Below are 13,001 nucleotides of genomic sequence, written 5' to 3' on the forward strand. Positions count from 1 at the left end.
TGAAACCCTCCTATATAAATTCTAATATCTATTCTATTTTCATTTACTTTAACCACTTAAAAAATTCTAAGCAATTTTCAAACATTGATCCCCAAGAAAGCTCATCATGGTCACCTTCATCAGTTACATATAATATATTTTCAACTCCATTTTCCTTAGCTACTTCATAAGCTGCTTTAGTAGATTCATTAGCAAAGTCATTTTCTCCTGTATAAAAATAAACTTTATTATCAGTTAATATATCTGGGGTAAAGTTATTTTTTAAATACTCCCTCATTTTCTCCGGATTTTGATTATCACAATATGAAAACATTCCAGTATAGCCATAAACCTTAGGATAATTAATGCTTGAACAAATAGAAACAACAGCACCATAAGATGCTCCAATAATGGCAGTATGTTCTCTATCCTCTAAAGTTCTATAATTTTTATCAATATATTGTTTTAAAGTATTAGCATAAAAATCACTTACTTCCTTAGCTTTACCCTTATCTACTTCAGGAGGTTTTAAGTAAAGATTATATTCTTTAGTACGCCTACTTTCTAAAGAATCAACCCCTACAACAATAATACCTGTTGTCCTTTTTTTATAATATAAATTATCAAGTCTATCAGCTATAAGCCATGCTTTTCTATATGTTGCTGTAGAAGGATCAAATAAATTCTGACCATCAAACATATAGATTACTGGATATCTTTTTTCTTCCTTATCATAATCAGGTGGTAAATATATCCTCACTGTATTTTTCGTATCTAATTCTGGACTATAAAAATCTGATATAACTTTTATTGTTCCTTTTTCCTTATCAGTTCCTTCTTCAATCTTCTCTTCCTTTGTAATATTTTTATTTACTACACATCCATTTAAAAATAATAATCCACTTACAATTGCTATAGCTTTAAAAAACTTCTTATTCATACTTCCCCCTCCATTTCTCTACTATATATTTAATTATACAAAAGTTGTAAAAAAAATTTTTGGAGAATATTCATAAAAAGTTGTCTAATTATCAATTTCAGTATAAAATAAATTTTATAATTTAAAATATTTCAATATATGGGAGATTTTGTATGGATATTTCTATTAATGAGCATAATGGATACTTTTCCCTTGATATGGGCTATTACAATGACTATGGATTTAATAATTCTAATTTAGAAGATTATAGGTTTTCTTTAGTTTTCATAGAAGGAAACAGCGGATATTTTATACTTGATAAAAATAAATTTTCTTTTGATTCACATGTATTAATATGTGTAAATGAATTTGAAAATTTATATATACCTGATGATTACTATGTTCAAGCTATTCTTTTTCATCCTAGGATAATTAGTTCCTCTTTAAATTTTAATAATATACGAGACTCTTTAGATACTCTTAGCCTTACTGAAAAGCAAGACTGCTTCTATTTACAACCCTTTATTAAGCGAATTAATTCTTCTTATGGAATCCTTTTTCATAATATAGATTTAACAAATAGAATTAGAGAACTTTTTAAAGTTTTCTCACAACAAATTATTTTGCAAGATAATGATTTCTGGGCTTGTAGAAGTAGAACTTATCTTATTGAATTATTATCATTAGCTTGTATAATGGCGGAAGAAAAGTCTTTACTTTTAGAGAAACAAAGAAAAGAAAAAGATCATGAAATTTTAAAGGTTATTACTTATCTAAAAAGTAATATGCAAGAAAAAATAACTATATCTAATTTAACTAAAGAATTTAATTTAAATAGAAATGATTTATCTAAAAATTTTGCTGACTACACAGGAGAAACTATAATTGAATTTTTAAATAAAAGTCGTATAGAAATGGCATCTACATTATTAAGAGATACTAAAATTCCTCTTATAGAAATTATGGAGACTGTTGGATTTCATGATTATTCTTATTTTTCTAATAGCTTCAAAAAAATTAAAGGAATATCTCCTAAAAATTATAGAAAAAAATATTGTTGGATGCCTTAAAGCATCCAACAATAAATACATACATAATATATTAACAATAATTTTTCTATGCAAACCTTTTACCTTTACTATAAATTCTAAAACCTATATCCTCTAACAAGTTAAATAAACTTGAGGTTATAAAATATATTCCTAAAGCTATAGGCGCTTTAAATGTTATTAGCACTCCCATTATAATCATTGGTAAAATACTCTTTGGCTTTACAATTTCTTCATTATTTCCAAATACCTTTAAGTATGAAATTAAACTAGGTAATACAGTTATAAGAGTATATATTATAGAAACTAAGAATTTATCATCTGTATTTCCTATATTAATAGCCCAAGGTACCAAAATACTCATAGCTTCAAGCTTTAATCTATCAATGGACATATATAATCCAGAAATTATAGGTAATTGTAATATAGGAAGTAAACACCCTAATAAGCCCTTAGAATTCTCTGAATAAAGTTTATTTAATTCCTCTTCTTGTCTCTTTCTATTAGTTTTATACTTAGCTTTCACTTCATCAATCTTCTTACTAAAGGTTATTTGCTTTTTCATTGCTATCCTTTGTTTTATTGAAAAAGGAAGCATAAAAATCTTAACTATTATAGTTAGTAAAACAATCGCTATTCCATAGTCTCCAGTAAACTGATAAAAAAACTCTACAATATATTTAAAAATATTAATAATGACGTCCATAAATCCTCCTTATATTATAAATTTAATAAACATCATCATTATTAAAACAAGCTGCAATATCTCCAAATATCTATCTTTTCATAGGTATTGTATTTATCTAAGGTTAAATTAGTACAGTAATTAAATCTTTCTTTATCTGTATAAATCAAGATAACCTTATTGAAGTTTTTCTTTCTACTAAAAAAATAACCTTTAAAGTATATAAATAAACAAGTACTAATACTTAATATAAATATTAAATTCATTAAATATATCATATCAAATTTCATATATACCTCCTAAAAGTTATCATTTACCTTATTATAAGATACTTATAATTATAAGTCAATATATGGAAATACTCTTTTTTATATAGTAATTTTAATTAACATATTTATTTAAAAAACTAAATACTTTTTCATAATAAGTTTCTGGATCTACATCTGGTGCAGAACCATGACCTGCTCCATCAATTACTAAAATATCTTTTTCGCAACTTGCAGCTTCATACAGCCTATATATCATTTCAGTTGGCACATATGTATCATTTCCTCCATGAGTAAATAACATTGGAGTCTTAGATTTCTTTACTTGCTCCAAAGCTGAAGCTTCATGGAAATTGTATTTTGCCTTTAAGTTAGTTACTAGTTCTGCTGCGTTTAATATTGGAAATGGTGGCAAACCAAATCTTTCATATAATTGAGCTTCAAACATTTCTTGAACTGAAGTATAGCCGCAATCTTCAACTATCGCCTTCACATTACTTGGTAGCTCTTCTCCTGAAGTCATCATTACTGTAGCTCCACCCATAGATTCTCCATAAAGTACAATTTGTGAATTACTATCTAAAGATAGAACATAATCTATCCATAAAAGCATATCTTTTCTATCTAACCACCCCATTCCTATGTATTTTCCTTCACTATTACCATGTGCTCTCATATCTGGAGTTAAAACATTATAACCCTGATTATAAAAATTTAAAGCTATAGGCTGTACATCTTCATGACTTGAAGTATATCCATGAGCAACTATTACCCATTTATCACTTTTATTGTTTTGTAAATATAATTTCCCCCATAATTTTATACCATCATTTGATACTATAGTTGTTTCTTTACTTTTTACATATTTTAACCAATTTTCAACATCTTCTTTCGACTTTTCTTTATTTACTATTTCTGTAGAAGTTTCTACAGATTGTGGTGCTTTTGGATCTACATTAGCTTGAGTAACTATTCCTTCTTGCCTTACTAATGCATAATTAAAGAAATAATTTCCAAGGAATGCTAATCCACCAATTAATATTAGTATTATTGCTGATATTATACCTATTATTATTTTCTTTTTCTTACTCATTTTAGTCCTCCTTAATGTCATTTTATAATATTTTATTTTATAAACAAATATTTTGATTGTCAATATATATAAATATAATAAAATCTATATAAGAATAATGAAGATTATTCTTATATAGATTTATATTTACTTATTAATGACTTTTCCTTGTAATCCTTCTATTATATCCAAAGTCTTAAAATGTAGACTTTCATCAAAACTTGCACAAAGGCTTGCATCAACAATTATATTGGCATTTCTATATTGTGATTGAAACATAACAAAATTGCTTATTACGCAAATATTAGTAACTACACCTACTATTTCAATTTCCTCTATATCTTCTCCTATTTCTGTTGATATTTTAATCATATCTTTAGGAGCCAATCCAAATCCATATTTTTCGTAACTTATAATATTTTCATTACCTTCAAATTCATTTAGTTTTCCAAATAACTTATGTCCTCCTGTACCTTTAATACAATGAACAACGGGTAAATTTTTACCCTCTCTTGTATCTAAATAGTTTTCTTCATGAGTATCATAAGTGAATAAAACTTTATTTCCCGCTTTTAAATATTGATTTATTTTATTATATATACCTTCTTCTAATGTAATAGCTTTTTCAAAGCCTAAAGTACCATCAACGAAATCTTTCTGATAATCAATAACCACTAATAATTTTTTCATTATACCCTCCAAAAACTTATATATTTTTATTTTTTAAAATTAGATTTTTAAATTTATCATTTATATTATATAATATGATTATGATATTTTTAAGAGGTGATTAATTTCATGAACAACACTCTAACTCAAGAGAACATAAAAAAATTAAGAGAAGAATTAGAATATAGAATGACTGTAAAAAGAGCTGAAATAGCTAAAGAAAAAGCCATAGCGGCAGCACATGGTGATAGATCTGAAAATGCAGAATATAAAGAAGCTTGTGCTAACTACAGAGAAAATGATAATAGAATACAATATTTATTAAATATGATTTCTACAGCTACTGTTATAGAAGATGATAAAATAGATAAGTCTATATTAGGAATTAATAGTAAAGCAAGAATTAAATTTATAGAGGATGATTTTGATGATGTGGTAACACTAGTTACTGTTATGGACTCTGATCCTGAAAATATGTGTATTAGTATTGAATCAGATCTTGGATTAGCACTTAAAGGTAAAACTGTAGGGGATGTAGTTGAGGTAATTGCTCCAGAAGATAAATATACTGTAGAAATATTAGAAATACTATAATACCTTAATTTAATTCAATAATTCTAAATTTTTAATTAGAGGCTGTTTAACAGCCTCTTTTCTACTCTTCATAAATCATCTTTTTTGTCATTCCACCATCTATTACTAAATTAGCTCCATTTATAAAATCATTATCTTCATCACATAGATATAGACAAGCTTTTAATATATCCTTTGGCTTACCTACCCTACCAGATGGATGTTGAATATGGTCAATATTTCTTAAATCTTCATAATTATCAACTTGTATCCATCCAGGGCTTATAGCATTAACTGTTATTGGAGTATTATGTAATGATACTACTAAGCTATTTGTTAAAGATATAATTCCTCCCTTAGAAGCACCATAAAGCTCCCAATTGGCTTCATTTTGATTATATCTAGTAGATGCAATATTTATTATTCTTCCATAATTTTGGCCTTCATTTGCTCTTATAAATTCTCTACAGCAAATAAAGCTTCCTCTTAAATTAGTATTAATTACATTATTAAAGTCTTCTAACTGTACATCTTCTATATACTTTTCATAATGACTAATTGCAGCATTATTAATTAATACATTTATATAGCCATATTTATCAATAACCTTAGTAAATACATTTTTTATCTCATCTTCATTTTTTAAATCTGCCTTGTAGAAATCTATATTATCATCCTCATATTTTCCATCTAAAATATCCATCACTACTACTTTAAATCCACTTCTAGCAAATCCTTCAGCCAAGTGATAACCTATTCCTCTAGCTCCTCCAGTTATTAATGCTACTCTCATATTAATATCTCCTTAAATATTATTTTAAGTTCTTTATACCTTCTTCTAATATTTCTAATTGTAATAAAGTCTCGTAATCTTTAATAGTCTTTTCTTTATTATTGATAATTACTTCATATAAATCATCGTATACCCTTCCGTAATCACCATCTACAGACTTAACCTTTTCTTCGTGGATAGTTCCTTCCTCGTCAATATATGTTAATACCCCATATTGATCTATTGTATCTTTACCAAAATCTTTATTTGTTGGCATATAAAACATCTTTAAATGCTCTTCTTGCCTATCTTTACTTTCTTTTACAAAACATCCTTTTTTGCCATAAACCACAAAGCTTGGTCTTGATTTTATTCTAAAATAACTAGATTTAACTGATACTTTTGTAGTTCCATAATATAAATCCAAATCAAAATAATCATTCATTCTACCTGTTCCAAGTAATTGTCTTACATCATAGTGAATATTATCTGGTTTACCAAAATAACTTATTACTTGATCTAAAGTATGACATCCATGTCCATATAAAAATGATTCATAAGGAGAAAATTTAGAATTCCCTTCTGGAACTTCTGGTCTAAAATAATCAAAATGCATTTCTACTTCTAATAAATCTCCAAGCTTTCCTTCTTCAATAACCTTTTGAACTGTTAAAAAATCACTATCAAACCTTCTATTTTGATAAGCTTGAACAATTAAATTTTTAGACTTTGCTAAATCAAAAATCTCCTTTGCTTCATCATAAGTTTCCATAAAAGGCTTTTCCACTAAACAATGTTTGTTATTTTCTAAAACTAATTTTGCATAATTATAATGACTATCTTGCTTTGTACAAACTACCACTAATTGTATCTCTTCATCCTTTAACAATTCATCTAAATTAGATGTGTAATTTACTCCATTTATTCTATCCCAAGCCTCATTTTTAGGATTTCTTTGATAAATAGTTTTTACCTTTATATTTTTTCTTTGAAGTACAAATGGTAAGTGATATCTATTTGTACTCTTTCCATTTCCTATATATCCTATAGTAAGCATTATCTTCCTCCTATTTTGTATTTTATACTATTATATCAAATAGTATAAAAATAAATCAATTTTCAAAATAATACTCACATTTATATTATTGTTCCAAAAAACAAAGTTATCCATCTATAGGATAGCCTTGAACTATTTACATTTTTTTATTTGTTTTGAGACATAACTCCTACAAGTTTATGAGGAACATAAGCCTCTTCTAAATATTCCTTTTCTTTCTCCGTTAATTTAACAGGAATCGCTTTGATAGCTTCTTCAATATGAGAAATTTTCGTAGCACCTACTACTGGAGATGTAGTTTTTGAAAGTAACCAACCTAATGCTATTTGAATCCGTGTCATACCTTTCTTTTGTGCAAGTTCAGCCACACGCTCAACAATTATTCTATCTTGTACTGATGTTAAATCATATTTCCCTTTAGCATAGAAATCTTCCTCTAATCTCTTAGTTGTTTCTTCCCAATCTCTTACTAGTCTACCAGAAGCTAGTGAACTATACGGAGTCATAGCTATATTGCCATCTTTACAGCAAGGCACCATTTCTCTTTCTTCTTCCCTAAACAATAGATTATAATGATTTTGTATAGAAATAAACTTGCTCCATCCATTTTTATCAGCTATACGATTTGCTTTTTCTAGTTGCCATGCAAAACAATTTGATATTCCTATATAGCGTATTTTCCCTAATATAACTTGCTCATGTAACGCCTCTAGTACTTCTTCTATTGGAGCAGAATAATCCCACATATGACAAATATATAAGTCTATGTAGTCAGTTCCAAGATTAGATAAGCTCTGACTAAGCATATTATTGATATGCTCTTTTACACTAACATTATTTTTAACTTGCTTTTCATTCCTCGGTGGAAATTTTGTAGCAATAATGACATCTTCACGCTTTACCAATTTTTTTAAAGCTCTCCCAAGATATTTTTCACTAGTACCATTTTGATAACTAATTGCAGTATCGAAGAAATTTATTCCTTCTTCAAGTGCTTTTTTTATTATTTCTAATGATTTTTCTTCATCAAGAGTCCATGAATGCATTCCTTGGGTTGAATCTCCAAAACCCATACATCCTAGACAAATTCTAGAAACATTTAAATCTGAATTTCCTAGTTTAATATACTCCATACTCTCCCCACTCTCATCTGTGTAGTTCTTAATTATTTTTTACTTCTTTAATAAATTTCCAAGTTGATCCACCATCCTTAGATTCATATAATACACTACTATTTCCATTATAATCACCATCTGCACCTTGACCAACTAACACATTCAAAACTTTATTATCTTCATAGGGCATCTCTGGGAAATCAAAAGGTTCTATAATTGCCCCATTCTCTAGTGTTACTTCCTTTATAGGTATAGTTACTTGTTCAAAAGTTAATCCACCATCTTTTGTTCTATATAAATCTGCTGAATCTCCTCCATTATGAGATAATGAAATAAATCCAAGACTCTCATTAATAAAAACAATTCCTGAAGCACCGCCTGATCTACCTAAAAAAGGATCCTCATTTAATGTGTTCCAACTTAAACCACCATCTTTAGTATTTTCTAAAGAATAAAATCTACTTCCTAATGCAGCACCTACTACTTTTAATCTATAACCTATACTATCATTTATATAATATTCCTTGTCTTCACTACTAGAAGATGTCTTTTCATTGTTATCAGGTTTATCTAAAGTTTTTTCATTAATATTACTCAAGTCATTGACTAAATTATACCTAATAGGAGTAATAGAATTTTCTTTGCCAGGTACATAAACTGATACAGTATATCCTATAATTTCTGAAGTCATAGTATTTCCTTCCTTAGTTTGTCCGCTATTATCTATATATACAACTCCTTCAGTATTTAATTCCCAGCTTCTTTTACCAAAGTAAAGAATTCCATATTTATTTTCTTTCCATTTACTTATAGTGTCTTCCAACGGAATAACTTTCATTGTATTTATTAATGGTTCTAACAATTTATCTCTATTATAATCTGCATTAACATATCCATTTAAATAAATTGTTATTTTTTTAGATTTATTTAAATCATAATCTATTAAGTAGCTTTGAAGCTCCCCATTTTCATTATCTCCATATATAAATGCATTAAATAATTCAATAGTTCCCTCTCTATTAAATTCTATATTTAATCCACTATCTGATACATACAATTTTTCTGGTAAATCTACTTTTTCCTTTATATCTGTTAATATACCTTCAATTCCATCGGTATATATATTATTATTCTCAAACTTTACAGTTTTTTTGTTTTTAAAGTCATACAATTTCCAAGCTAACTTTCCGTTAAAATTAATTGAAGTTTCATAAATCTTTGCTCCATAATAAACTGTAAAGGATATAAGTATTATTATAGATAAGTATAACCATACCTTTTTTGCACTAGATTTTATTTTTTTATCTCTTATATCATATAATGTTCTCTTTAAATTTTCTTTATAATACTCATCTATATCTTCTAGACTTAAAATAAGAATATCTTTGTTTATTAAAGTTATATATGCATATTTCTTTTTTATATTAAAAAATTTAATGTTATCAAGTTTTACTTCTATACCATCATAATCATCTAACTTTATATAATCTTGCTCTATTGTATATTTTTTTATTATTTCCTCGGGAATATAAATTGTCTTTCTCGTCATTCTTATTATTAACTTAATTAATAATGCTAAAAATAACAATAAACATATAATTAATATTATAAAATTACTATTATATCTTCCATATCTACAGAAAGAATATAACTCATAAAATGTAATAATATATACTAATACAAATAATGGAGAACTTAGAATTGATAATAACTCATTTTTTCTCTTTATAGTATTATACTTCATACCCTCACCTCTCTAGTAAGTAATTATACTCCCTTTTTTGTAAAAAATAAAAATCCACATAAATAATGCAGATTTTTAATCAATTTATTTTTGTAATAATTATTTACTTTAATTTCTTAAATCTTGGTTAACTTTTCTATATTTAAGTGGTGTCATTCCATATCTTTTTTTGAAAATTCTAAAGAAATAACTTTTTTCCTTAAATCCAATTATTTCTGAAATATTTTGAACAGATAAATCTGTAGTAATTAATAACCATTTTGCTTTTTCCAATTTTATTTCTCTAAGCTTGTTCGAAAAACTATCATTCGCCAATATTTTAAATTTAAGAGAAAAGTAAGTTGGATTAAAATTAAAAGCCTTTGCCATACTATTTAAAGATACAGTAGAATAATTATCTACCATATATTTTAGCCAACTTCCAACATCATAGTTTTCCATCATACTAGATTCACTAATTATTAAAGAGTCCTTATGAATGTTATGCAGGTTAGTTAAAAATAAAACTAATGCCGCCTTAACTAATTTCTCATTATTTTCATTTATTCTTGTGATTTCATATAATAAAAAATTTAAATACTTTTTAACTATATCATAGTTAGTAACATCAAATACTAAATACTCAATCTTTTTTGTATCTAATCTAATAAAGTCATATAATATTGGACAATCGGCCATTTGAGCCTTTAGATTAGAATCAAAAAATTCTTTTGTAAAATTAATTACACATATTTTAGAATTTTTTTCATTAATTGAGTATTTAATATTTGATCCATTTCTTAATAAAATTATTGTTCCTTCTACTAGCTTTATTATCTTTGAATCTATATTTACACTTACAACTCCATATATAATTAACAAAGATATATATTTTTCTTTTGAAATAAGAAAACCGTTTCTTTTCTCGTACAAATCTAAGCTATAGCCATCCTTAAAATTAAAATTCGATTTATTTTTTATTTGTTTTAAAAGCAAATTCTTATCCAATTATTCTTTTCTCTTTCTTATAATTCATTACTATATATATTTTTCAATATTAATGATATTTTATATTATTTATAATAATTATACAATTAAACCTAAATAAAAACCACTTTTTATGTGAAGTGCAACATCTTATTAAAAAAATATCTCTGTTATACTGTTTAATGTTGGTTAAAAAAATAACAATAAATTAATTAATGGGGGGAAAATAAATGAAAAAAGGTTTTTTACGCAAATTAATAACTGCCACTTTAGCCTTCAGCTTATCAACTAGTTTGCTAATAGGCTGTGAATCTAAAAGTACTTCTGTTGCTAAAGCTGGAACTTACACAGCTACAGAAAGTGGATTTGGTGGAGATGTAACTGTAAATGTAACAATATCAGATGAAGGTAAGATCTCTTCAATTGATGTTACTGCAGATTCAGAAACACCTACTATAGGAGGAGAAGCTGCTCCTAAATTAGCAAAAACTATTGTTGATACTCAAAGCTTAGCTGTAGATACTGTAAGTGGAGCTACTTATACAAGTACTGCTGTTATAAATGCTGTTACTACTGCATTAACTGAAGCAGGCGCTGATATTAAAGCTCTTAAAAATAATAAAGTATCAAAAAATGGACAAAACGAAGAAGTAAATGTTGATGTAGTAGTTGTTGGTGCAGGTGGATCTGGTACTGCTGCCGCTTTAGCAGCAAGTGAAGCTGGACTTAACGTACTTGTAGTTGAAAAAAATCCATCAGCAGGTGGTAACTCAAAAATTGCATCTGGATTCTTTGCGATAGGAACAGAATTACAAAAAAATGAAGGACTTGACCTTTCTGTAGATAAAGCAGTTCAAGACCTTATGGAATTTAATCAGTATTTATCAAACGGTACTATAGTAAGAAAAATTGTTGAAAATGCAGCTGATACTGTTGAATGGTTACAAGGATATGGAGTTGAATTCTATCTTCCTGAAAAAACTACTCAATTAGCTCATGAAGATGATCTTTATAAATGGAAAACTTATCATAAGTTTGTAGATCAAGCTACAGCTTTCGAAAATATGTATAGCAATCTTGAAAATATGGGTGCTAAAGTTGTTTATAACACATCTCTTGAAACTATAATAAAAAATGATGATGGTGTTGTAACAGGTATTACTGCCAAAAAAGAAGATGGTGGTATCTTAACTGTTAATGCTTCTGCAACAATTATTTGTACAGGTGGTTTTGGTGCTGATTCTGAAAAAACTGCAGCTGCATTAAACTCTAACTTATTTAATTCACTTGGTATGCCAAATGCTGGTGAAGGTATTTCTGCAATTGAAGAAATTGGTGGATTTGATTTAGATGCAACTCCTTTACTACATGCTTGTCAATTTGCTGAATCAACAGTTAAACAAGATTCTGCTGGAGAAAATCTTGCTGGATTCTCAGATACAAGTTTAACACAAATACTTAATACACCATTATTATGGGTTGATACTACTGGTAGTCGTTTTACTAATGAGGATGTTGTTTATGATACAGCTTTCTGGGCAAATGCAGCCTATACTGTTGGTGGAAAATACTACATTATAGTAGATAAAGCTACTTTAGAATCATTCTCAAATGGAACATCTTTAACTGTATCTCAAGCAGGCCCTGGTGCTAAAATGGATCTTGATGATTTTGTTAAGCTAGCAGATGCATCTGTTGAAGCTGGTACTGCATTTAAGGGAAGTACATTAGAAGAATTAGCTGAAGCTACTGGAATGAATGCAACTGATTTAAAGGCTACTGTTGAAAGATATAATTCAATGATTGAAAAAGGATCAGATACTGACTACGGTAAGGCAAGTACATCATTAGCTTATAAAGTAGAATCTGGTGATTTTTATGCTTTCGATGTTCGTGGTGTATTCCTTGGAACAATTGGTGGAGTTAAAGTAGATGATAATATGCAAGTTATGACTACTGATTTCGAATTAATTCCTGGTTTATACGCTGCTGGAACAACTGCAGGTGGATACTATACAGGAGTAGGTTACCCACCATATGAAGGTTTAGCTTGTGGATTTGCTTATACTTCAGGAAGAATAGCTGGAACAAGTGCTGTTAATTATGTAAATTCATTAAAATAAACTGACAAATAA

At 27.5% G+C, this 13,001-nt stretch carries 13 protein-coding genes; 3 read left to right on the forward strand and 10 right to left on the reverse strand.

Annotated elements, in window-relative coordinates:
• Positions 1 to 43: 43 nt before the first annotated feature.
• The gene (locus tag ACFYH6_RS12600; protein WP_416178772.1) at positions 44 to 919 is read right to left on the reverse strand and encodes an alpha/beta hydrolase; all 876 of its coding nucleotides are present in this window, start codon (positions 917 to 919) and stop codon (positions 44 to 46) included.
• A 152-nt stretch (positions 920 to 1,071) separates the two neighbouring features.
• Between ACFYH6_RS12600 and ACFYH6_RS12605 the strand changes: the two genes are divergently transcribed.
• Complete coding sequence (locus tag ACFYH6_RS12605; protein WP_416178773.1) at positions 1,072 to 1,968, forward strand: helix-turn-helix domain-containing protein; 897 nt, start codon at positions 1,072 to 1,074, stop codon at positions 1,966 to 1,968.
• Between the two features lie 46 nt (positions 1,969 to 2,014).
• Here ACFYH6_RS12605 and ACFYH6_RS12610 read toward each other — a convergent pair whose 3' ends face one another.
• From ACFYH6_RS12610 to ACFYH6_RS12625, 4 genes are all read right to left on the reverse strand, one after another.
• On the reverse strand, positions 2,015 to 2,653 hold the full coding sequence (locus ACFYH6_RS12610; RefSeq protein ID WP_316344968.1) for a YidC/Oxa1 family membrane protein insertase: 639 nt from the start codon (positions 2,651 to 2,653) through the stop codon (positions 2,015 to 2,017).
• 41 nt (positions 2,654 to 2,694) lie between these two features.
• A complete protein-coding gene (locus ACFYH6_RS12615) occupies positions 2,695 to 2,922 on the reverse strand; it encodes a hypothetical protein (protein WP_316344969.1) in 228 nt (75 codons plus the stop codon).
• A 91-nt stretch (positions 2,923 to 3,013) separates the two neighbouring features.
• On the reverse strand, positions 3,014 to 3,991 hold the full coding sequence (locus tag ACFYH6_RS12620) for an alpha/beta hydrolase (protein ID WP_316344970.1): 978 nt from the start codon (positions 3,989 to 3,991) through the stop codon (positions 3,014 to 3,016).
• Between the two features lie 126 nt (positions 3,992 to 4,117).
• The gene (locus ACFYH6_RS12625; protein WP_316344972.1) at positions 4,118 to 4,660 is read right to left on the reverse strand and encodes a cysteine hydrolase family protein; all 543 of its coding nucleotides are present in this window, start codon (positions 4,658 to 4,660) and stop codon (positions 4,118 to 4,120) included.
• A 108-nt stretch (positions 4,661 to 4,768) separates the two neighbouring features.
• On the opposite strand from ACFYH6_RS12625, the gene ACFYH6_RS12630 reads away from it, so the two are divergent.
• Positions 4,769 to 5,233 (forward strand): GreA/GreB family elongation factor, encoded by a 465-nt coding sequence (locus ACFYH6_RS12630; RefSeq protein ID WP_316344973.1) that lies wholly within the window; start codon positions 4,769 to 4,771, stop codon positions 5,231 to 5,233.
• Between the two features lie 61 nt (positions 5,234 to 5,294).
• On the opposite strand, the gene ACFYH6_RS12635 is transcribed toward ACFYH6_RS12630, so the two are convergent.
• The 5 genes from ACFYH6_RS12635 to ACFYH6_RS12655 all read right to left on the reverse strand — a co-directional run bounded on the left by ACFYH6_RS12635 (position 5,295) and on the right by ACFYH6_RS12655 (position 10,887).
• Positions 5,295 to 6,005, reverse strand: a complete 711-nt coding sequence (locus ACFYH6_RS12635) for an SDR family NAD(P)-dependent oxidoreductase (protein ID WP_316344974.1) — start codon at positions 6,003 to 6,005, stop codon at positions 5,295 to 5,297.
• Positions 6,006 to 6,024: 19 nt separating this feature from the next.
• Positions 6,025 to 7,041, reverse strand: a complete 1,017-nt coding sequence (locus ACFYH6_RS12640) for an oxidoreductase (RefSeq protein ID WP_316344975.1) — start codon at positions 7,039 to 7,041, stop codon at positions 6,025 to 6,027.
• 146 nt (positions 7,042 to 7,187) lie between these two features.
• Complete coding sequence (locus ACFYH6_RS12645) at positions 7,188 to 8,174, reverse strand: aldo/keto reductase (protein WP_416178774.1); 987 nt, start codon at positions 8,172 to 8,174, stop codon at positions 7,188 to 7,190.
• A 28-nt stretch (positions 8,175 to 8,202) separates the two neighbouring features.
• A complete protein-coding gene (locus ACFYH6_RS12650; RefSeq protein ID WP_416246462.1) occupies positions 8,203 to 9,705 on the reverse strand; it encodes a WD40/YVTN/BNR-like repeat-containing protein in 1,503 nt (500 codons plus the stop codon).
• Between the two features lie 303 nt (positions 9,706 to 10,008).
• Entirely contained in the window at positions 10,009 to 10,887 is an 879-nt protein-coding gene (locus tag ACFYH6_RS12655; protein WP_416178776.1) for a helix-turn-helix domain-containing protein, read from the reverse strand.
• A 209-nt stretch (positions 10,888 to 11,096) separates the two neighbouring features.
• Here ACFYH6_RS12655 and ACFYH6_RS12660 point away from each other — a divergent pair, with 209 nt between their 5' ends.
• A complete protein-coding gene (locus ACFYH6_RS12660; protein ID WP_416178777.1) occupies positions 11,097 to 12,989 on the forward strand; it encodes an FAD-dependent oxidoreductase in 1,893 nt (630 codons plus the stop codon).
• Positions 12,990 to 13,001 lie beyond the last annotated feature (12 nt).

The organism is Clostridium sp. HCS.1 (genome assembly GCF_047900555.1).
GTDB lineage: Bacteria > Bacillota > Clostridia > Clostridiales > Clostridiaceae > Clostridium.